This is a genomic window from Acidovorax lacteus (assembly GCF_039540375.1).
GTDB lineage: Bacteria > Pseudomonadota > Gammaproteobacteria > Burkholderiales > Burkholderiaceae_C > Acidovorax_G > Acidovorax_G lacteus.
Map to the genome: position 1 here is coordinate 63,113 of NZ_BAABEX010000003.1, position 21,692 is coordinate 84,804.

The 21,692-nt window shown below is 68.9% G+C and carries 18 protein-coding genes and 1 tRNA gene; 12 read left to right on the plus strand and 7 right to left on the minus strand.

The window, feature by feature from the left end:
- Positions 1-10 precede the first annotated feature (10 nt).
- From ABD866_RS01605 to ABD866_RS01630, 6 genes are all read right to left on the minus strand, one after another.
- The gene (locus ABD866_RS01605; RefSeq protein ID WP_345060568.1) at positions 11-2,386 is read right to left on the minus strand and encodes an ABC transporter permease; all 2,376 of its coding nucleotides are present in this window, start codon (positions 2,384-2,386) and stop codon (positions 11-13) included.
- Between the two features lie 7 nt (positions 2,387-2,393).
- Positions 2,394-3,131: an ABC transporter ATP-binding protein gene (locus ABD866_RS01610; RefSeq protein ID WP_345060570.1), complete on the minus strand. Its 738-nt coding sequence runs from the start codon at positions 3,129-3,131 to the stop codon at positions 2,394-2,396.
- A gap of 175 nt (positions 3,132-3,306) precedes the next feature.
- On the minus strand, positions 3,307-4,482 hold the full coding sequence (locus tag ABD866_RS01615; RefSeq protein WP_345060572.1) for a GGDEF domain-containing protein: 1,176 nt from the start codon (positions 4,480-4,482) through the stop codon (positions 3,307-3,309).
- 198 nt (positions 4,483-4,680) lie between these two features.
- Positions 4,681-5,574, minus strand: coding sequence for an EamA family transporter RarD (gene rarD / locus ABD866_RS01620; protein ID WP_345060574.1), 894 nt, complete (start codon positions 5,572-5,574; stop codon positions 4,681-4,683).
- A 119-nt stretch (positions 5,575-5,693) separates the two neighbouring features.
- Positions 5,694-6,788, minus strand: a complete 1,095-nt coding sequence (gene ychF, locus ABD866_RS01625; protein WP_345060577.1) for a redox-regulated ATPase YchF — start codon at positions 6,786-6,788, stop codon at positions 5,694-5,696.
- Positions 6,789-6,965: 177 nt separating this feature from the next.
- On the minus strand, positions 6,966-7,835 hold the full coding sequence (locus ABD866_RS01630) for an MOSC domain-containing protein (protein WP_345060579.1): 870 nt from the start codon (positions 7,833-7,835) through the stop codon (positions 6,966-6,968).
- A gap of 94 nt (positions 7,836-7,929) precedes the next feature.
- Between ABD866_RS01630 and ABD866_RS01635 the strand changes: the two genes are divergently transcribed.
- The 7 genes from ABD866_RS01635 (at position 7,930) to miaB (ending at position 15,012) form a co-directional block, all read left to right on the plus strand.
- Positions 7,930-9,072, plus strand: a complete 1,143-nt coding sequence (locus tag ABD866_RS01635; protein WP_345060581.1) for an FAD-dependent monooxygenase — start codon at positions 7,930-7,932, stop codon at positions 9,070-9,072.
- Positions 9,073-9,111: 39 nt separating this feature from the next.
- Entirely contained in the window at positions 9,112-9,825 is a 714-nt protein-coding gene (locus ABD866_RS01640; RefSeq protein ID WP_345060583.1) for a DsbC family protein, read from the plus strand.
- Positions 9,826-9,887: 62 nt separating this feature from the next.
- Positions 9,888-11,711 carry a M61 family metallopeptidase gene (locus ABD866_RS01645; RefSeq protein ID WP_345060585.1) on the plus strand — a complete coding sequence of 608 codons (1,824 nt, stop codon included), beginning with the start codon at positions 9,888-9,890 and terminating at the stop codon, positions 11,709-11,711.
- A gap of 179 nt (positions 11,712-11,890) precedes the next feature.
- Positions 11,891-12,670 carry an enoyl-CoA hydratase gene (locus ABD866_RS01650; protein WP_345060586.1) on the plus strand — a complete coding sequence of 260 codons (780 nt, stop codon included), beginning with the start codon at positions 11,891-11,893 and terminating at the stop codon, positions 12,668-12,670.
- A 171-nt stretch (positions 12,671-12,841) separates the two neighbouring features.
- Positions 12,842-12,918, plus strand: a tRNA-Met gene (locus ABD866_RS01655).
- Between the two features lie 153 nt (positions 12,919-13,071).
- The gene (locus ABD866_RS01660; protein WP_345060588.1) at positions 13,072-13,575 is read left to right on the plus strand and encodes a hypothetical protein; all 504 of its coding nucleotides are present in this window, start codon (positions 13,072-13,074) and stop codon (positions 13,573-13,575) included.
- Positions 13,576-13,668: 93 nt separating this feature from the next.
- Positions 13,669-15,012 carry a tRNA (N6-isopentenyl adenosine(37)-C2)-methylthiotransferase MiaB gene (gene miaB / locus ABD866_RS01665; RefSeq protein WP_345060590.1) on the plus strand — a complete coding sequence of 448 codons (1,344 nt, stop codon included), beginning with the start codon at positions 13,669-13,671 and terminating at the stop codon, positions 15,010-15,012.
- A gap of 323 nt (positions 15,013-15,335) precedes the next feature.
- On the opposite strand, the gene ffh is transcribed toward miaB, so the two are convergent.
- On the minus strand, positions 15,336-16,718 hold the full coding sequence (ffh, locus tag ABD866_RS01670) for a signal recognition particle protein (protein WP_345060591.1): 1,383 nt from the start codon (positions 16,716-16,718) through the stop codon (positions 15,336-15,338).
- A 95-nt stretch (positions 16,719-16,813) separates the two neighbouring features.
- Here ffh and ABD866_RS01675 point away from each other — a divergent pair, with 95 nt between their 5' ends.
- The 5 genes from ABD866_RS01675 to ampD are packed head-to-tail and all read left to right on the plus strand — an operon-like array spanning position 16,814 to position 21,656.
- Entirely contained in the window at positions 16,814-17,611 is a 798-nt protein-coding gene (locus ABD866_RS01675) for a cytochrome C assembly family protein (RefSeq protein ID WP_345060593.1), read from the plus strand.
- Positions 17,608-17,838, plus strand: a complete 231-nt coding sequence (locus tag ABD866_RS01680; RefSeq protein ID WP_345060595.1) for a PP0621 family protein — start codon at positions 17,608-17,610, stop codon at positions 17,836-17,838. The genes ABD866_RS01675 and ABD866_RS01680 overlap by 4 nt, the downstream gene beginning before the upstream one ends.
- An 11-nt stretch (positions 17,839-17,849) precedes the next feature.
- On the plus strand, positions 17,850-19,559 hold the full coding sequence (locus ABD866_RS01685; RefSeq protein WP_345060597.1) for an ATP-binding protein: 1,710 nt from the start codon (positions 17,850-17,852) through the stop codon (positions 19,557-19,559).
- A gap of 11 nt (positions 19,560-19,570) precedes the next feature.
- Positions 19,571-21,067, plus strand: a complete 1,497-nt coding sequence (locus tag ABD866_RS01690) for a sigma-54-dependent transcriptional regulator (protein ID WP_345060599.1) — start codon at positions 19,571-19,573, stop codon at positions 21,065-21,067.
- Positions 21,054-21,656 (plus strand): 1,6-anhydro-N-acetylmuramyl-L-alanine amidase AmpD, encoded by a 603-nt coding sequence (gene ampD, locus ABD866_RS01695; RefSeq protein WP_345060600.1) that lies wholly within the window; start codon positions 21,054-21,056, stop codon positions 21,654-21,656. Before ABD866_RS01690 ends, ampD begins: the two co-directional genes overlap by 14 nt.
- The last annotated feature ends 36 nt before the right edge of the window (positions 21,657-21,692 follow it).

Below are 21,692 nucleotides of genomic sequence, written 5' to 3' on the forward strand. Positions count from 1 at the left end.
TCCTCCTTCGTCATTCGCGCGTCTTGAGCGCGCCCACCATGTCGAGCCGGTCCACCTCGCGCCGCACCACCAGCGCACTGGCCAGGCCTGAGGCCACCACGCACAGACCCGCCCAGGCGTAGGTGGGCGGCCGGATCACCACCGGAAACAGAAACTGGTCGTTCTGCATCAGCTCCACCATCAGGTGCACCAGGCCCCAGCCCAGGCACATGCCCAGCGGCAGGGCCAGCGCGATGCCGATGGCCAGCTCGCCCAGCAGCAGGGCCGACACTTCAGCGCGCGTGAAGCCCAGCACGCGCAGGCTGGCCAGCTCCCAGGTGCGCTCGGCCAGCGCGATGCGCGCGTTGTTGTAGACCACGCCCACCGCAATCACCGCGGCAAACAGCGTGAGCACCGTGCTCATGATGCGGATGTTGCGTGCGCTCACTTCTTCCATGTTGCGCACGAGCGTGGCCTTGCTGAAGGCCCCGGCCACCGCGGGCCGCAGCTTGAGCGCGCGCAGGAATTGCGGCTCGCTGCCCGGCAGCAGCGCCACCGCAAACTGCGTGGCCAGGTCGTCGTCGCGCAGCCAGCGGTTGAGCAGGTCGCGGTGCGCATAGGCGTTCAGGCCCATCATCTCGCGCGCGGTGCCTTCCACGCGCACGCGCACCGTCTCGCGGTGGCCTTCGAGCGGCTGCACCTCCACCCAGTCGCCGACCTGCACGCCGAGCTTGGCGGCCAGCCGGTCGGTGAGCAGCAACCCGCCTTCGGGCACGCGGGCCTGCCGGCCCTGCACGTCGATCACGCGCTGCAGCGCGGCGGCGGGCTCCAGCCCCTGCAGGTTGATGCGTTCGCGCCGGTGGCCGTGGGCCAGGTGCACCGCGGCCGTGCGTGCGGGCTCCACCGCCATCACGCCGGGCAGGCGGGCGATTTCGCGCGCGGCCGAGGCCTGTACGGGCTCGGCCACCCACACGTTGACGTCGGCGCGCATGGCCAGCGCAAAGCTCGCATCGACCATGAAATCCATCGCGTCGCTGAAGAAGTTGCCCATCACGACGATGGCCACGGCCGCGGCCGTGCCGCCTATGGTGAGCGCCGTGCGCAGCGCGCGCCGCTCCATGTTGCGCAACACCATGCGCAGGCTGGCGGGCAGGCCGCGCACCCCCAGGCGCTCTGCCAGGGTGCGGCGGTACACGCCCGGCGCGGGCGGCCGCATGGCCTGGGCCGGGGCCAGGCGCACAGCCTGTGACACCGCGGCCAGGGTGCCAGCCAGGGCTGTGCCCAGGGTCACCGCGCTGCCAGCCGCCACCAGGGTCAGCGGTAGCAGGTGGTCGAGCTGCGGAAACCGGAAGAACTCGGCGTACAGGCCGGTGAGCAACGCGCCCAGCACTTTACCCAGCGCCACGCCCAGCAGCAGCCCCACGGCCACGATCACACCCACGAGTTTGAGGTAGTGCGTGGCCAGCGCCGCGTTGCCGTAGCCCAGCGCCTTGAGCGCGGCGATCTGCTCGCGCTGCGTGGCAATCAGCCGCGTGAGCACCACATGCAGCAAAAAGGCCGCCACCGCCAGGAAGATGCTGGGCAGCAGCGTGCCCATGATGCGCTGCTGGCGGATTTCGTCGTCCAGCATGCGGTGCGAGCCCTGCTCGTCGCGGCCGTGCACGTCGCGCCCGCCGTAGCGTGCCAGGCGCTGCGTGAGCGCGGCGCGCGTGGCGGCCTCGTCGGCCCCCGGCGCATAGCGCACCGCCAGGCGGTTGAAAGCGCCTTGCAGGTCGTACGCGGCGGCCAGCGCGTCTTCGTCGAGCCAGAACACGCCGAAGCCGCGCACGTCGGGCACACCGGCCATGCCGCCAAAAATGGTGGCCGGTGACAGGGCCGTGCCTACGATGCGCAGCGTGCGCCGCTTGCCGTTGACCAGCGCCTCCACCGCGTCGCCCGGGCGCAGGCCGCGTGCGTCGGCAAAGCCGTCGGCCACCAGCACTTCGAGCGCGCCGCTGCCGCCGCCGGTCTGCGTGGCAGACACGGGCATGCGGCCGTGGCGCACGCTCACGCGGTTCAGGCGCTGCGGCGCACGCAGGTTCAGGCCGGTGAGCTGGCCGATCACGGCGTCGTCCGAGCCGGGCACGTCGATGCGCACCACCTGCTCGATGCTGGCCTCCACCTCGGCCACGCCGGGCAGCGCGCGCAGCACGTCCAGCTCCGAGCGGGGCGCGCGCCGCACCTGGCCGAAGGCGTCGGCAAAGCGGCCTTCGGCATAAAAGCGGCTGCGCGCGGCGTCCAGCGATTCGACCGCCGACAGGCTGGTGAGAAAGCCGCCCAGGCCGCTGGCCACCACCAGCGCAATGGTGAGCGCCTGGCTCCAGAGGCGGCGCAGGTCGCGCAGCAGCTTGCGGTCGAGCGCCTTCATCGCGCGGCTACCACGACAGCTCGGCCGCCGACAGGCGCTGCGCGTTGCGCTCGGTGCGCAGCACGGTGCCGTTGCCCAGGTACACCACGCGGTGGGCCATGCCCGCAATGGCGGCGTTGTGGGTGATGACCAGGGCCGTGGTGCCCAGTTCGGCGTTGATGCGCGCGATCACCTCCAGCACGCGCTGGCCGGTCTGGCAGTCGAGCGCGCCCGTGGGCTCGTCGCACAGCAGCACGGCCGGGCGCTTGACGATGGCGCGCGCAATCGCCACGCGCTGCTGCTCGCCGCCCGACAACTGTGCCGGAAAGTGGTGTTGCCGCGGCGTGAGATCCACCAGCGCAATCGCCTCGTCGATGGGCATGGGGTTGCGCGCGATGTCGGTGACCAGCGCGACGTTCTCGCGCACCGTGAGGCTGGGGATCAGGTTGTAGAACTGGAACACGAAGCCCACGTGCTCGCGCCGGTAGGCGGTGAGCGCGGCCTCACCTGCGCCGGTCAGCGGCTGGCCGTTGAACTCCACCACGCCGGTGCTGGCCACGTCGAGCCCGCCCAGAATGTTGAGCAGGGTGGACTTGCCGCAGCCCGACGCGCCAAGCAGCACGACGAACTCGCCGCGCTCGATGTCCAGGTCCACGTCGTGCAAGGCGTGCACGGCCACGGGGCCGACCTGGTAGGTCTTGCCCAGGCCGCGCACGCGGAACACGGGCACGGCCGTGGGTGCATCGGAGCAGGGAGCATCGGACATGGCAGCCACGACGGTACGGCAGCCAGACCTCCGCGGGCTTGACGCGGATCAACCCTGGCGCTGACCGTGGACCGGCCGCCCCAAAAGACTGGTCAAATCGGCTGCTCGTGCTTCATAACCAAGCACGAGCAGCTATCAAATCAATAGCAATGTGCCGCCCCAGCGGTGTGGGCGGTCAGAAGAAGCCGCGCGCCGACGAATCCAGACCCTGCGTGTCCTCGCGCGAGACGGGCTCTTCGACCACCACCTGGTTGCGCCCGCCCTCCTTGGCCAGGTACATGGCGGTGTCGGCGCGCGAGAAGAACTCCAGCAGCGATTCGCCCACCACGTACTGGGTGACGCCGATGGACACCGTCACCGGTCCGGGCAGCGCCGCATCCCAGGCGTGCGCCTCGACATGCGCGCGGATGCGCTCGCAGGTGTTGAGCGCAGGCAGCAGTGCCGTCCCCGGGAAGATCAGCAGAAACTCCTCGCCCCCGTAGCGGCCGAACACATCGCCACCGCGCACGCCCTGCTGGGCAATGCGCGCAAACTGGCGCAGCACCTCGTCGCCCGCCAGGTGGCCGATGCGGTCGTTGATGCGCTTGAAGTGGTCGATATCAAGCACCGCCAGGCACAGCGGAATGCCGCCCTCGTCGGCCAGCTGCTTCTGCTGCTCCAGCGCCGCTAGGATGTAGCGCCGGTTGTAGCAGCCCAGCAGCGTGTCGCGCTGGGCGTCCTGCTCGATGCTGCGGATCTTGCGGCTGGCCTGGTGCAGGCGGCGGTACAGCTTCTGCACCTTGGCCATGAGCACAATGAACGCAGGCAGCGCCAGCGCCAGCGCGAGCAGATGCATCACCTCCAGGCGCAGCAGGGCGCTGTTGCGCTGCTCGGCATAGTGCACACCGATGACCACCGCATAGCCCACCACCAGGGCCGCGGCCACACGCAACAAGCCGCGTTGTGAGGTGGTGAACAGCCCCCAGGCAAAGGCAATGAACGCGAAGGGGGCGAGCAAGATTTGCGAGGCGGGCTCCAGATAGAGCAGGACTAGCAGGCCTGCCAGCGCCGTGACCACAATGGGCAGACGCCACTGTGGGTCGCGGCTATCCAGGTGCCACCCCCGGTGAAACGCAAAGAAGAACCCTGCGAAGCCCGCCCCCGTCATACCGGCCACCCAGAGCAGCAAACCGGGCGACAGCACTCCCAGCGCCGCAGACCCACCCAGCGCCAGGGCATACAGCCCAATCAGCAGCGCGGGCACCAGCCAGCGTGGCCGCGCGCCGCGGGGCTCTGCGTCGCTGTGGCGGCGTGCAGGCCGATCGTCGGACGTGTCATCGAACCACTGCGAGGTGTCGGTGACCGGAAACACGTCGGAATGGGGGAACGCGGGTCTGCGCCGAAAGAACATGGTGACACGGGGCGCCGGAAGTTCCACACCGCCGGGTTTGTGACCCGGCAGCGCCTCCCGCGTGGCGGGTGCGGCTGAACGGCGGCCCCGCATTCTTTCGCCAATCGGTTGCAAGACGTTACCGGGATTTCCAGAAGGCCGGCACAGGGCGATGTGTGGTCACGGTACAGCGGCAGCCCCGGCGGTCGGGCGGCGCGATTGCCACCACCCCTCAACCGAATACAGCACCAACGCCGCCCAGATGAACACAAAACCCGCCAATCGGGCCGGATCGAACGCCTCGTGGAACACCCAGACACCCAGTGCGAACTGGAGCGTGGGCGAGATGTACTGCAGCAAGCCCAGCGTGGCCATCGGAATGCGCCGCGCACCCGCCGCAAACAGCAGCAGCGGAATGGCCGTGGCTGGCCCCGCCAGCACCAGCCACACCACGAGCGACGGCGGCCCCAGCACCAGAGCGCCCTGCCCCTGCGCGCCCCACCAGGCCAGCAGCACCGCAGCCACGGGCGCAAGCAGCAGTGTCTCGAGCGCCAGGCCTTCCAGCGCGCCCAGCGACGCCGTTTTGCGCAGCAGGCCGTAAATGCCAAACGTCAGCGCCAGCACCAGCGCAATCCAGGGCAGCCGCCCGGCCTGCAGCGTGAGCCAGGCCACCCCCAGCGCCGCCAGCGCCACGGCCGCCCACTGGCCGCGCCGCGGGCGCTCTTTGAGCACCGCATAGCCCATGGCCACATGCATCAGCGGCAGGATGAAGTAGCCAAGACTCGCGTCCACCACATGCTGGTGGTGCACCGCCCACACATAGGTCAGCCAGTTGGCCGCCAGCAGCAGCGCCGACAGCGCAAACGTGCCCAGCACGCGCGGCGAGCGCAGCGCCGCCCCCAGCCAGGCCCAGTGCCGGCGCACGGCCAGTACCCCGAGCAGCAGCACCAGCGACCACACGGTGCGGTGCATCACCACCTCGAGCGCCGGGACCTGCGCCACCTGGTGAAAGTACAGCGGAAACAGGCCCCAGCACACATAGGCCAGGGCGGCGTACACGATGCCGGTCTGCATGCGGCGGACTCCAGAACAAAACACGGGGGACACAGCCCCGCCCCAAAAACGCACGGGGGCCCAGGGCCCCCGCAAAGCCGGCCACCGCCCCATGGGCACGGGCCAGCGGTCTGTGGATGTCAGACGTTGAACAGGAAGTTCATCACATCGCCGTCCTTGACGATGTATTCCTTGCCTTCGGCGCGCATCTTGCCCGCGTCTTTGGCGCCCTGCTCGCCCTTGAACTGCAGGTAGTCGTCAAAGGCAATGGTCTGCGCACGGATGAAGCCGCGCTCGAAGTCGCCGTGGATCACACCGGCCGCCTGGGGCGCGGTGTCGCCTTTGTGGATGGTCCAGGCGCGGACTTCCTTCACGCCAGCGGTGAAGTACGTCTGCAGGCCCAGCAGGTCGTAGCCCGCGCGGATCAGGCGGTTCAGGCCCGGCTCGGCCAGGCCCATTTCTTCGAGGAACATGGCCCGGTCGTCGTCGCTCATCTCGGCCATCTCGGCTTCGATCTTGGCGCAGATGGCCACCACGGGTGCGTTCTGGGCGGCCGCGTATTCGCGCAGCTTGTCGAGCAGCGGGTTGTTCTCGAAGCCGTCTTCGCTCACGTTGCCCACAAACATCGCGGGCTTGGCGGTGATCAGGCAGAACTGCTTGAGCAGGGGCGCGTCTTCCTTGCTTACCGGCACGCTGCGCGCGGGCTTGCCTTCGTTGAGCGCGGCCTGCAGCGGCGTGAGCAGCGACACGAGCTTGGCGGCCTCTTTGTCGTTGCCGCTCTTGGCGGCCTTGCTGTAGCGCTGCAGCGCCTTTTCCACGGTGGCCAGGTCGGCCAGGCAGAGTTCGGTCTGGATGACTTCGATGTCGGCAATCGGGTCCACGCGGCCCGCGACGTGGATCACGTTCGGGTCTTCAAAGCAGCGCACCACGTTGACGATGGCATCGGTCTCGCGGATGTGCGCCAGGAACTGGTTGCCCAGGCCTTCGCCCTGGCTGGCACCGGCCACCAGGCCGGCAATGTCGACAAATTCGACGATGGCGGGCACGACGCGCTCCGGCTTCACGATCTCGGCCAACTGCGCTAGGCGCGGGTCGGGCACCTCGACCACGCCGGTGTTGGGCTCGATCGTGCAGAAGGGATAGTTCTCGGCGGCGATGCCGGCCTTGGTGAGCGCGTTGAAGAGGGTGGACTTGCCGACGTTGGGCAGGCCCACGATGCCGCATTGCAGGGACATGGATGGAATTCCTTGGGGGAGATCGGGAGGCCCGGCCACCGTGGGAGCAGTGGCCTCCAGCGGGCGGGCAGCCAGGGGGCCGGGCCGCGCCCGGCGGCGGGGCGTTTGGGGTGGGATTGTAGTGACTGGGCGTGGGCCCGGTCTGCGCAGCCGTACGGGCGACCCTCAGGATCTGGCTTAGCCGAAGTCCAGGTCAGCCGCCACCGGCTGGCCCACGCGCAAGCGCAGCCCGGCCCCGGCAGTGACGATGGCATTCATGCCGAAGGTGATCGCACCGTCGAGCCGTGCGTCGGCCCGGTAGCCGCGCAGGGTTTGGCCCACGGCGGGGTGGCTCTCGGCGGTGGCCGGGTCAATGTCTGGGATCGGGCAGCGCGCGCAGGGCTTGACCAGGGCCAGCGTCGCGGCCCCGCCCTCGGCCGCAATGTGCAGCTCGGCCACGCGGTCTTCGTCGTGCGCCTCCCAGCCGCCCACCACCAGATTGGGCCGAAAGCGCTCCACGCCCACTGGCGCATGTCCCGCCTGCTGCAGGCGCTGGTTGAGCGCTTGCTGCGCCGACTCGGTGACCACCAGCAGCGGATAGCCGTCGGAAAACAGGTTGGGCGCTGCGCGACCCCCCGTCCAGCGCAGGCTGGAGAGGCGGCGCACCGACGGATCGAAGCGCACCAGGGTGCAGGTCTCGCCCAGAAACGCGCTGAACCAGCGCGCAGCCGCCGCGCCCATGTGCAGCCCCAGCACCGTGTCGCCCCACACGCGCACGGGCATGGGCGCGCCGGCGGTTTCGCCCGACACCGGCAGGGGCGCGTGGCCGGGCGCGTGCAGCACCAGACCCGTGCCGTCGATCTGCGGGCGGATGAGGGCCATGCGCGGGTGGGTGCGCTGCGACAGGAAATCGCCCCGCGCATCGACCACCATGTATTCGCGGTCGCCCGCCAGGCCGGTGGGCGTGAGCACGGACTCGGCCAACGCCACCCCGGCGCACGACTTGACCGGGTACACAAAGAGTTGCCGGACCTGGCCGACCAGGTCGCTGGAAGAAGGAAACGCCACGACAGAACCTCCACCGAAGACCGCCGCAGCAGCCCAAAGAGCGCCATGCTACCGCCGCCGCGCGGGGTATGCGGGCACTCCTACAATGCCGCGCATGGCCCTCCCCTATGACATCTGCATCCGCGGCGCGGGCATTGTCGGCCGCACGCTGGCACTGCTGCTGGCCCGCGACCGGCTGCGCATCGCGCTCGTGCCCGGCCCCATCCCGCAGGACGAGCCGCCCGACGTGCGCGCCTACGCGCTCAACGGCGCCTCGCGCAGCCTGCTCGAAGGCCTGCGCGCCTGGCCGCAAGCCGAACATGCCACACCGGTGCTGCGCATGCAGGTGCAGGGCGACCCGGGCGCGGCCGTGCAATTTGACGCCCACGAGCAAGGCGCAGAAGCGCTGGCCTGGATCGTGGACGTGCCCGCGCTGGAGCAACGCCTGGCCGACGCCGTGCATTACCAGCCGCAGATCGAGACGGTGGATGCCCCGGTGAACGCTCCGCTCACCATCGTCTGCGAAGGCAAGGCCAGCCGCACCCGCGAAGAATTCGCCGTGGCCTACGACGTGACCCCCTACCCCCAGCACGCACTGGCCACGCGGCTGCGCTGCAGCGAAGCGCACGGCCAGGTGGCCCGCCAATGGTTCCTGGACGACGGCATCCTGGCCCTGCTGCCGCTGGGTGGCCCGCAGGGGCATGAGGTGGCGGTGGTCTGGTCGGTGGGCCCGGCACAGGCCGCCGAGCTGTCAGCGCTGCCCGAGCCCGAGTTCGCGCTGCGCCTGCAGGCGGCCTCACAGGGGGCGGTGGGCACCGTGGCGCTCAGCGCCCCCCGCGCCGTCTGGCCGCTGCAGAAGGCGCAGGCCCAGCGCTGGTGCGGCCCCTGGCCCGGGGCACAGCCAAGCCCGGGCGCAGCCCGCAGCTGGGTGCTGGCAGGCGATGCGGCCCACACGGTGCATCCGCTCGCAGGCCAGGGCCTCAACCTGGGGCTGGGCGATGCGGCTGCGCTGGCGCGCGCGCTGCACGGGCGCGACTACTGGCGCAGCGTGGCCGACCTGCGCGTGCTGAGGGCGTACGAGCGCGAGCGCAAGGCCGCCGTGTGGCCCATGCTGCTGGCCACCGACGGGCTGCAACAGCTGTTTGGCCGCAGCGATGAGGCGCTGGTGCAACTGCGCCGCTGGGGCATGGCCGGTTTTGACCGCAGCGGCCCTCTCAAGCAATGGATCGCACGCCAGGCCATGGGAACCTCTGCCTGAGCGCGCACTCCACCCGACACTGATTTTCCGGAACCCTCCATGAAACTGCTTCCCACCCTCCTGGCCGCCGCCACCCTGTGGCTGGCCACCGGCGCATCGGCCCAGGAGGCCGTGATCCGCAAGACCCTGGCCGAGCGCATTCCGCAAATGGAAAAGATCGACGAGATCCGCCCGACGCCCATGCCGGGCCTGTTCGAGGTGCGCATCGGCACCGATCTGTTCTACACCGATGCCAAGGGCAACTACGTGATTCAGGGCGAGCTGATCGACACCAAGGCGCGCCGCAATCTGACCGAAGACCGCATCAACAAACTCACGGCGGTGGACTTCTCGGCGCTGCCGCTCAAGGATGCTTTCACCCTGGTGCGTGGCGACGGCAAACGCAAGCTGGCCGTGTTTGAAGACCCCAACTGCGGCTACTGCAAGCGCTTCGAGCGCGACATGCAAAACGTCGACAACGTGACGGTGTACCTGTTCCTGTACCCAATCCTGAGCCCCGACTCTGCGGAGAAATCCCGCAACATCTGGTGCGCCAAAGACCGCGCCGCCGCCTGGAACGACTACATGCTGCGCGACAAGAACCCGGCCGCGGCCAGCTGCGACACGGCAGCCCTGCAGCGCAACCTGGCCTTTGGCCGCAAGCACAAGATCACCGGCACGCCCACGCTCATCTTTGCCGACGGCACGCGCGTACCGGGTGCGGTGCCGGCCGCCGAAATCGAGCGCCGCCTGGCCGAAGCCGGTCCCAACTGAACTAGCCTGCCGTCAAGGGCCCCGCGGGGCCCTTTGTTTTTGCCCTGATGGAACGCCGCCCCATGGCCCGAAGCACCCCCCGCCCCCCCGCCGTGCAGTACCGTATTGAAGCACCCGACCTGCACACACACTGCTACCGCGTCACCCTCACGGTGGCAGAGCCAGCCGCGCTGCAGCAGGTGTCGCTGCCGGTGTGGATTCCGGGCAGCTACCTGGTGCGCGAGTTCTCACGGCATCTGCAGCGCCTGACGGCCCGCCAGGGCCGGCGCAACGTGGCCGTGACGGCGCTGGGCAAACAGCTGTGGCAGACCGATTGCCGCGCCGGGCAGCCGCTGGTGCTGCAGTACGAGGTGTATGCGTTCGACACCTCGGTGCGCACCGCCTGGCTTGATGCGACGCGCGGCTTCTTCAACGGCACCAGCCTGTGCCTGCGTGTGCACGGGTGCGAAGACGCGCCGCACCAGATCACGGTGGAGCGCAGCCCCGCCATGCAGGGCTGGCAGCTCGCCACAGGCCTTGCCGCTGAAGCTGTGGACGCCTACGGTTTTGGCAGCTACCGCGCGACCGACTACGACGAACTGGTGGACTGCCCGGTAGAGATGGGCCGCTTCTGGAGCGGCGAATTCCGCGCAGGCGGCGTGCCGCACCGGCTGGTGGTGGCCGGGGCCGCGCCCTCGTTCGATGCCCAGCGCCTGCTGGCCGACACGCAGAAGATCTGCGAGACCGTGATCCGCTTCTGGCACCCCACGGGCAAGCCGCCCATGAAGCGCTATGTGTTCCTGCTCAATGTGGTGCTGGACGGCTACGGCGGCCTGGAGCACCGCAACTCCACCGCGCTGATCTGCGGCCGACGCGACCTGCCGCGGCTGGACGAACCCCAGCGCAGCGACGGCTACACCACGCTGCTCGGGCTCATCAGCCACGAGTACTTCCACACCTGGAACGTCAAGCGCCTGCGCCCGGCCGAGTTTGCGCGCTACGACTACGACCGTGAGAACTACACGCGCCTGCTGTGGTTCTTTGAAGGCTTCACCAGCTACTACGACGACCTGCTGCTGCGCCGCGCCGGGCTGCTGGACGATGCGGGCTACCTCAAGCTGCTGAACAAGACGATGCACCAGGTGCTGCAGGCACCGGGTCGCCACGTGCAGAGCGTGGCCGAAGCAAGCTTTGACGCCTGGATCAAGTACTACCGCCAGGACGAAAACACGGCCAATGCCACCATCAGCTACTACACCAAGGGCGCGCTGGTGGCCCTGTGTCTGGACCTGGCCCTGCGCCGCGAAGGCCGCACGACGCTGGACGCTGTGATGCGCGGCCTGTGGGCCCGCTGCCAGGGCGGCCCGATGCGCGAGGACGACTTGCTGGCTGAGCTGGCCGCGCACAGCGGCCGCAGCTGGGCCGCCGAGATCGCGCAATGGGTGCACAGCACGGACGAGCTGCCGCTGTCCGAGCTGCTGGCCGCGCACGGCGTGGACATGCAGCCCGACCGGCCGCAATGGGCGCAGCGCCTGGGCCTGCGCGTGGCCGAATCGCAGGGGGTGGTCGTCAAGCAGGTGCTGCGCGGCGGCCCGGCCGAGCGCGCAGGCCTGGCCGCGGGCGACGAATGGCTGGGCGTTGAAACGCCCGAAGGCGGCTGGCGGCTGCACAAGCTCGACGACCTGCCCCTGCTCACCGGCCGCGCCCACGCCTGCACCGCGCTGGTCGCGCGTGACGGCCGCCTGCTGCGCCTGCCGCTGCAGTGGCCTGCGCTGCCCGGCACCGCGCCCGCAGCGGCCGGCAAAGCCCCACGCAAAGCCGCCCGCCCGGCCCCGCCAGCCACACCCGACACCGTACAGCTCAAGCCGCGCGACGGCGCCGCCGTGGGCCGCTGGCTCGCGGGCTGAGGCCCGAGCCACCCACGCAACGCGCAGGCCGCACCGTTGGCAGGATCGATGTCGGCCGTGGCCGGGTTTGCAACCCGGCTGTCGCGGCGGGGGCCAGCGCAGGCCAGGGCCCTTGGGTATAGTCGTTTGCGGCTGGGCCCGTGCATGGGCCCTTTGCAGCACACCACAAGGAGATCACCATGGCCTACGAAATGATCGAGGTCCGCACCGAAGCCGAGAAGGTGGGGATCATCACGCTCAACCGTCCCAAGCAGCTCAATGCGCTGAACGACCAGCTCATGAACGAACTGGGTGCGGCGCTCAAGGCCTTCGACGCCGACGAAAAGATCGGCTGCATGATCATCACCGGGAGCGAAAAAGCATTTGCCGCCGGGGCCGACATCGCCGCCATGGCCAAGTACAGCTTTGCAGACGCCTACAAGGGCGACTACATCACCCGCAACTGGGAAGCCATCCGCTCGGTGCGCAAGCCAGTGATCGCTGCGGTCAGCGGCTTTGCGCTGGGCGGCGGCTGCGAGCTGGCGATGATGTGCGACTTCATCATCGCCGCCGACAACGCCAAGTTCGGACAGCCCGAGATCAAGCTGGGCGTGATCCCCGGCGCTGGCGGCACGCAGCGCCTGCCGCGCGCCGTGGGCAAATCCAAGGCCATGGACATGGCCCTGACCGGCCGCATGATGGACGCGACCGAAGCCGAGCGCTCGGGCCTGGTCAGCCGCGTCGTGCCCTACGACAAGCTCATGGACGAAGCCCTGGGCGCGGCCCTCATCATCAGCGACTTCTCGCAAGTGGCCGTGATGGCCGCCAAGGAATCGGTGAACCGCGCGTTCGAAGGCACGCTGGCCGACGGCGTGATGTTCGAGCGCCGCCTGTTCCACGCGCTGTTTGCCACCGCTGATCAGAAGGAAGGCATGGACGCCTTCCTGGGCAAGCGCAAGGCCACCTTCCAGCACCAGTGAAGCGGCAGCGCCGCTTGTGCGGCGCTCGCAGTTTGAAGGCAAATTGGCTGCTCGTGCTTACAAAACAAGCACGGGCAGCTATTAAAGTAATAGCAAACCGATCATCAACCCCTGCAGCCTCGCCACACGCACGCCAACGGCGCGAAAAATGTGGCTATAATTGAGGGCTCTGGCGCTTTAGCTCAGTCGGTTAGAGCGATGGAATCATAATCCACAGGTCCGCGGTTCGAGTCCGTGAAGCGCCACCACATTGAACCCCGCTGCCGCAAGGCAGTGGGGTTTTCTCTTTGGCGGTCCGGCCAAGGCCACGCGCCCACAGTCCGGAGGGCGCAACACCTGCGCAGGCCGGGGCTTCAGCCCCCCTGCCGTAGAATCCGCCACCCAGCCCCTGGATGAACACCATGACCCGCTGCACGCCCCCAACCCCCTCCCAGGCCCTGCGCCACCGCCTCACACGGCCCTTGCTGCCGCTGGGCCTCGGCATGGCGGCCCTGCTCGCCACCACGCTGCCCGCCCAGGCGCAGAGCGGCTCCACGCCGCTGCCGGTGCCCATGGGCCTGGGTGGCGAACGCACCTTTCCCGATGCCGCGCGCCGCGGCGCGCTGCAGATCGCGCCCGGCCCGCAGGTGCTGCTCAACGGCCAAGTGGTGCGTACGGCCCCGGGCCTGCGCCTGTTCAGCCCGCAGAACACGCTGGTGATGCTGCACACCGTGGTCGGCCAAAGCTTCCGTGTGAACTACGTGATCGAGCACGCCACCGGCATGCTGCTCACGGCCTGGATCCTCACCGAAGGCGAGGCCGCGCGGCCGCGCCCCACCCCGGCGGGTAGCAGCCCCGGTGCGGTGATGGACGCCGACGGCGTGCTGCGCAACTACCGCACCGAATCCGACACCCCGGTGCGCTGAGCACCGGCCACGCTGCGGCCCGGCCTGTGCCGGGCCGACCGCCTGCCCGCGCCGCACCGAACGGCGCTCCCCCGTATCTGCCAGGAGCCTGCCATGGCCAAAAAAGTCTTCATCAAAACCTTTGGCTGCCAGATGAACGAGTACGACTCGGACAAGATGGCCGACGTGCTGGGCGCAGCCCAAGGCTACGAGCCCACGACCAATGTCGAGGAAGCCGACCTGATCCTGTTCAACACCTGCTCGGTGCGCGAGAAGGCGCAAGAGAAGGTGTTCTCGGACCTGGGCCGCGTCAAGCACCTCAAGGCCCGCGGCGTGAAGATCGGTGTGGGCGGCTGTGTGGCCAGCCAGGAAGGGGCCGAGATCATCCGCCGCGCGCCCTATGTGGACGTGGTGTTCGGCCCGCAGACCCTGCACCGCCTGCCCGAGCTGCTCAACGCGCGCGAGCGGCAGGACCAGCCGCAGGTGGACATCAGCTTCCCCGAAATCGAGAAGTTCGACCACCTGCCGCCCGCACGGGTCGAGGGCGCTAGCGCGTTCGTGTCCATCATGGAAGGCTGCAGCAAGTACTGCAGCTACTGCGTGGTGCCCTACACCCGCGGCGAGGAAGTGAGCCGCCCGTTTGACGACGTGCTCGTCGAGATCGCGGGCCTGGCCGACCAGGGCGTGAAGGAAGTGACGCTGCTCGGCCAGAACGTCAACGCCTACCGCGGCGCAATGGGCGGCACGGCCGAGATCGCCGACTTTGCGCTGCTGCTCGAATACGTGGCCGACATCCCGGGCATCGAGCGCATCCGCTACACCACCAGCCACCCCAACGAGTTCACGCCCCGCCTGATCGAGGCCTACGCGCGCATTCCCAAACTGGTGAGCCACCTGCACCTGCCCGTGCAGCACGCAAGCGACCGCATCCTCATGGCCATGAAGCGCGGCTACACGGCCATGGAATACAAGAGCACGGTGCGCAAGCTGCGCGCGATCCGGCCCGAGCTGTCACTGAGCAGCGATTTCATCGTGGGCTTCCCGGGCGAGACCGAAGACGACTTTGCCAAGATGATGAAGCTCATCGAAGAGCTGCATTTCGACAACAGCTTCAGCTTCATCTTCAGCCCCAGGCCCGGCACCCCGGCGGCCGGCCTGCCGGACGACACTCCGCACGACGTCAAGCTGCGCCGCCTGCAAGAGTTGCAGGCGCTGATCAACCGCCACATCCGTGAGATCAGCGAGCAGCGCGTGGGCACCGTGCAGCGCGTGCTGGTGGAAGGCGCCTCCAAGCGCGACGCCAGCGAGCTGATGGGCCGCACCGAATGCAACCGCGTGGTCAACTTCGCGGGCCAGCCGCGCCTGGTGGGGCAGATGGTGGATGTGCGCATCACCGAAGCCAAGTCGTACACCCTGCGCGGCGAGGTTTGCACCCAGGAGACCGTCTCCGCGCTGTGAGCGCCGGCGGGTCTGAAGGCCCGCACAGCTGCCCATCCGCCCCCCGGGGCCAGCGCATCGCGCCGATGCGGCCACCGCCGCCTGCGCCCCGTACGGCGAACCCCCGGCGCCTGGCTGGCATGGAGCCTGCACCGGGCCTGGACTGGGCCTTGCGGCAGATTGCTATCAAAAAGTGAGCTGCTCGTGCTTGATTGCAAAGCACGAGCAGTCTATTTAACCTCTGAAAAGCGCCAGCGTGCGGCGGGCGGGGCCGTGTGGTGCGCGTGCGGTGCGACGCGCGTGCTGTGTGGTGCGCCGTACTGCGCCGGGGCCGTAGCAGGGCTTCAGAAAGGCAGCTTGGGCATACCGCCTGCGCCGCCCAGGCCCTTCATGCCGCCCATCTTCTTCATGAGCTTCATCAGGCCGCCGCCCTTCATCTTCTTCATCATGTCCTGCATCTGCTCAAACTCCTTGAGCAGGCGGTTGACTTCCTGCACCTGCACGCCCGCCCCGGCGGCAATGCGCTTCTTGCGCGTGGCCTTGATCAACTCGGGCTTGCGGCGCTCCAGCGGCGTCATGCTGCAGATGATTCCCTCCTTGCGGCGGATTTCCTTTTCGGCCTTGTCCAGATCCACCTGACCGGCCTTGGCCGTGAGCTGGGAGGGCAGCTTGTCCATGAGGCTGGACAACCCGCCCATCTGCTTCATCTGCTGGATCTGCGCCAGAAAGTCGTTGAGGTCGAAGCCATCGCCGCTCTTGACCTTGGCTGCGAGCTTCTGCGCGGCCTCAATGTCCACCCCGGCCGTGACTTGCTCGACCAGGGCCACGATATCGCCCATGCCCAGCACACGGCCCGCGTGGCGCTCTGCGTCAAACACTTCGAGGCCGTCGATCTTCTCGGACACGCCCGCAAACTTGATGGGCGCCCCCGTGATGCTGCGCACCGACAGCGCCGCACCGCCGCGCGAGTCGCCGTCGAGCTTGGTGAGCACAATGCCGGTGAGCGGCAGCGCCTCCTTGAAGGCCTTGGCCGTGTTCACCGCGTCCTGGCCCTGCATGGCGTCCACAACGAACAGCGTCTCCACCGGGTTCAGCACCGCATGCAGGTCCTTGATTTCCTGCATCAGCACTTCGTCAATGGCCAGGCGGCCCGCCGTGTCGACCAGCAGCACGTCAAAGTAGTGCTTGCGCGCGTAATCGAGCGCGGCCAGCGCAATGTCGCGCGGTTTCTGCTCGGGCGTGCTCGGGAACCATTCGGCACCGGCCTGCTTGGTCACGGTCTTGAGCTGCTCGATGGCGGCAGGACGGTACACGTCGCCCGAGACGGTGAGCACCTTTTTCTTGCGCTTGTCGATTAGGTGCTTGGCCAGCTTGGCAGTGGTGGTGGTCTTGCCCGCGCCCTGCAGGCCGGCCATCAGGATCACCGCGGGCGGCTGGGCCGCGAGGTTGATGTCGGACACCCCCTCGCCCATGGTGGCGGCGAGTTCGCGGTGCACGATGCCCACCAGCGCCTGCCCGGGCTTGAGCGAGCCCAGCACCTCCTGGCCCAGGGCTTTTTCCTTCACACGGGCGATGAACTCGCGCACCACGGGCAGCGCCACGTCGGCTTCGAGCAGCGCCATGCGCACCTCGCGCAGCATGTCCTGCACGTTGGACTCGGTGATGCGGGCCTGCCCGCGCATCTCCTTGACGAGGCGCGAGAGTTTGTCGGTGAGGGCTGAGGCCATGGCGTGGGAGATCCGGGGGTTGGGGCTGCGGCAGGTGGCCTGCCACCAGGCAGGGCACCCGAGGCAACGGCGGGGCAAGAGGCTAAACTGTGCCGATGATTTTATCCGGCGCCTCCCCGCTCAGCTGGCTGCTCACCCTGGCTGCAGCAGCCGCGTACGCGGTGCCCGCGGCCATTGCCGCCCGCCTGGGCGTTGCCGCCGCGCGCAATGCCCTGGTGGCCGCCTGGCTGCTGCACGGCGCGGTGCTGGTGTGGGGCCTGTGGGGCGATAGCCCGCGCTTCGGCTTTGCCCCGGCGCTGTCGATGACGGCGTGGCTTGTGCTCACGGTGTACGCGGTCGAGCAGCAGTTGTTCCCGCGCATGCGCGCGCGCTGGATGCTGGCCATCTTCGGCGCGGCCGCCGTGCTGCTGGCGCTGGTGTTCCCGGGCACGCCGCTGCCGCAAACAGCCTCGGCCTGGCTGCCGCTGCACCTGGCGCTGGGCATTGCCTGCTACGGCCTGCTGGCCGCCGCTGTGGTCCACGCCTGGCTGATGACGCGGGCCGAACACCACATCCGCCAGGGCGAGGACCCGCACAGCGGCATCCCGCTGCTCACGCTCGAGCGCCTGACCTTCCGCTTTGTGGGCGCGGGCTTCGTGCTGCTCACGGCCACGCTGCTGGCGGGCTGGTGGTTTGGCGAATCGCTGTACGGCAAGGCCTGGCGCTGGGACCACAAGGCGGTGTTCTCGCTGCTGTCGTGGCTGACGTTTGCCACCCTGCTGCTGGGGCGCTGGCGCTTTGGCTGGCGCGGCCGCAACGCCGTGCGCGTGCTCTACGCGGGGGCCGCGCTGCTGCTGCTCGCCTATGCGGGCTCGCGCTTCGTGCTCGAAGTGGTGCTGGGGCGCAGCGCATGAAGTACCTGGTGTTGCTGCTGGTGATCGGCGTGGCCGTGGCACTGTGGTCGTCACAGCGCCGCAGGCAAGCCCCGGCGGCCCAGCGCCGCCCCGCGGCGCCGCCCTCCCCCCAGGACATGGTGGCCTGCGCCCACTGCGGCGTGCACCTGCCGCGCAGCGATGCCCTGCTGCTGGGCAACCACAGCTTCTGCTGTGAAGAGCACCGCCGCCTGGGCGCGCGCAGCTGAACCCGAGGGCCATGGAGTCGCCTCTGCTCGCCAGCACGAGCGGCCTGCCCGAGTCGCCCTTTCTGCGGCTGTGGCGCGGATTCCTGACCGGCCGGGTCATGGTGGCCCTGTGTCTGCTGCTGCTGCAGGTACTGGGGCAGATCGTGAGTGCAACGGCCAACGTGCCCGTGCTGGGCCTATGCCTGCTGTATCTGGTGGCCACATTGCTCCTGCGCGTGATGGCCCACGAGCGCCCACCTGCGCCGGGCGCTGGCGCGCAATGGCTGCCGTCGATCGGGGTGGACCTGGCCCTGATTGCAGGCCTGCAACTGCTGCAAACCGGGCCGCTGAACTTCACGCCACTGTTCGGACTGCCGGTGCTGATGGCCGCGGTGCTGGGCACACTCACGCTGGCGCTGGGCACGACTGCCGCAGTCACCTTGCTGCTATTGGGCTGGGCCTGGTGGAGCGGCCACCGCCTGGGCCTGGACGACGCGCAGTCGTACCTGCAAAGCGCGCTCACCGGGACGGGCTATTTTCTGGTGGCGTTTCTGGTCCACCAGCTCGCCACACGGCTCGCACGCGAGCAACTGCTGGCCGAGCGCAGCCAGATGGCGGCGCGCGCGCAGGCCGAGGTCTCGTCCCTGGTGATCCAAAACCTGCACGACGGTGTGCTGGTCGTGGACGACCACGACACGGTACGCGCGGCCAATCCAGCGGCGCTGGTGCTGCTGGGTGGCAGCTCATACGCACAGCCGCCGTTTGATCTGACCCTCGACGCAGCCTGGACTCCGCTGGTGCAACTGGCGCGGCGCAGCTTTCGCCGGGCGGCACCACAGGCGGCCGACGTCGATCTGCTGCACCCGGGCCAAAGCCCGACCGGGCTGCATGTGCGCACTTGGCTCACATCGCCGCGCGACCCGATCCATGAGCCCGCCGCCAGCTTTGAACGGCTGTGCGTGATCTTCCTGCACGACCTGCGCGAGATGGAGGCGCGGCTGCGCACCGAGAAGCTGGCCGCCATGGGTCGCATGTCCGCCGCTGTAGCGCACGAGATCCGCAACCCGCTGGCGGCCATCATGCAGGCCAATGCGCTGCTCGACGAAGACTTGCAGGACCCGGGGCACAAGCGTCTTGCCACCATGGTGCGCCAAAACGCCGAACGCCTGGCACGCATCGCAGAAGACGTGCTCGACATCGCCCGCGTGCAGCGGCAGATCGGTGACGTGGCCGCCGCCACGCTCTCGCTGGACGACACCGTGGCCCAGATCTGGCAGGACTGGTCACGCCACGACCCGATACGCCGCCGCGCGCAGGTGCTGCTGGAAGCTCCGCAGGCCCAGGTCGAGTTCGACACCGAGCACCTGCGGCGCGTGCTGGTGAACCTGCTCGACAACGCCCTGCGCTACATGGGCAACCAGGAAGACTCGCTGGTGGTCAACACGCGTGTCAGCCCCGCCGGACAGGCCGTGCTGCAGGTCTGGAGCGACGGTGCACCGCTCGACCCCTCCATCGAGCGCCACCTGTTTGAGCCGTTTTTCTCCTCCGAGAGCCGCTCCAGCGGTCTCGGACTCTACATTTGCCGAGAGCTGTGCCAGCGCCACGGTGCGTCCATTGCCTACCAGCGGGTGCAACGCACCCTGGCACGCGGCGTCACTGGCGGCAATGCGTTTGCGGTATCGTTCCGCCGAGCCACCCGGCCTGTGCAGACCCCCTCCTTGTTCGACACTCCGGTCGTCTGATCTCTGCTTCCATGAACGCTCCCGCCGCCTCCATCCTCGTGATCGACGACGAGCCCGACCTGCGCACGCTGTACGAGCTGACGTTGCTGCGCGAGGGCTACCGGGTGGAAACCGCCGCCAGCGTGCAGGAAGCCCGCGAGCAATTGCGCGAGCGGCGCTTTGACGCCGTGATCACCGACATGCGCTTGCCGGACGGCTTCGGGCTAGAAGTGCTGCAGGACCTGCGCGAGCAGCAGCGCAAGGAACGCTGCGTGGTCATGACGGCCTATGGCTCGGCCGAGAACGCGGTCGAGGCCCTGCGCGCCGGGGCGTTCGACTACCTGACCAAGCCGGTCGATCTCAAACAGTTTCGCTCAGTCGTGGCTTCGGCCATTCAGGGCACGGGTGGCGTGCCAGCGCCCCGCGGCGGACGTACCCCGGCCAATGCCCGCAATACGGGCGCGAACGATCCCGACGCCCGCGCGCAGACGGCGCTGGAACGGCTTGTCGGGCAATCGCCCGCCATGGTGCTGGTCAAGCAGCGGATTGCCAAGGTGGCACGCGGCATGGCGCCGGTGCTGATCCACGGCGAGTCGGGCACGGGCAAGGAACTTGTGGCCCAGGCGCTGCACGCCTGCAGCCAGCGCGCCGATGGCCCGCTGGTGGCCGTGAACTGTGGGGCGATCCCGGAAAACCTGCTCGAAGCAGAGTTCTTCGGCGCGCGCAAGGGGTCCTACACCGGCGCGACGCACGACCGCGAAGGCTACTTCCAGGCCGCGCGCGGCGGTACGCTCTTCCTCGACGAGATCGGCGACCTGCCGCTGGCCATGCAGTCCAAGCTGCTGCGGGTGATCCAGGAGCGCAGCGTGCGCCCGCTGGGCTCCACCCAGGAGGAAACCATCGACGTGCGCATCCTGAGCGCTACCCACCGCGATCTGGCCAATGATGTGCAGACGGGCCGCTTCCGCCAGGATCTGTACTACCGGCTCAACGTGATCGAGATCGTGGTGCCGCCTCTGCGCGAGCGGCGCGACGACCTGCCCGCGCTGTGCGATGCATTGCTGCGCCGCATCGCGCAGGACTCGGGTATGCCGGTACCCACCCTGACGCCCGCAGCGCGGCAGGTGCTGGCGCAGCATCCGCTCACGGGCAACGTGCGCGAGCTCGAGAACCTGCTGCACCGCGCCCTGGCCCTGAGCGAAGGCGGAGCCCTGGAACTGGAATGTGCGGCGGCACAGGCTTTGGGGTCGCCGCATGCCGCGGGCCACACGCCCGAGGCAGGCGCCGACTGGACCGCCATGGGCATGAGCACCAGCGACCCGTCCACAGCGCTGCCCAACGACCTGCAGGCCTGGCTCGACCAGCAGGAGCGCGCGATCCTCGTGCGTGCGCTGCGCGAGTCAGGCTACAACCGTACGGCGGCGGCTTCGCGCCTGGGCATCAGCCTGCGGCAGATCCGCTACCGCATCGAGCGGCTGCAGATCACCGTGCCCACCGCCGACTCGGACCAACCGGATGAAGCGGCCTGACACACGCAACGCGGCGTCTGCCGATTCGCCCTGGCGGCAGGGGTGGCATACGGCAGCGCATGTGTGCCCCTCCCCCAACCACGGGGTACGGCCCGACGGCGCGCAGATCGATCTGGTCGTGGTGCATTCAATCAGCCTGCCGCCGGGCGAGTACGGCGACGACAGCGTGGCCCGGCTGTTCACCAACACGCTCGACTGGGATGCACACCCGTATTTCCAGAGCATCCGGGGTCTGGAGGTATCGTCACACTTCTGGATCCGGCGTGACGGGACGCTGTGGCAGTTCGTGGACACCGACCGGCGCGCCTGGCACGCTGGGGCCTCGTCGTACCGCGGTCGCGCGCAGTGCAACGACGACTCCATCGGCATCGAGCTGGAGGGGCTGGAGGGCGACCGGTTCGAGCCTGCCCAATACGTGTGCCTGGCGCGCCTGTGCCAGGATCTGGCACTGCGCTACCCGATTGCCCATGTCGCCGGACACGAGCACATTGCCCCGGGCCGCAAGTGCGACCCGGGCCCCGGATTTGACTGGGCCCGGTTGCAGGACCTGCTGGGTTGGCCGCCCGAACGCTTTCCTGTCAAGGATTGACCCGGGGCCCGTGTCGGTTGCTGCGGCGCACGATGT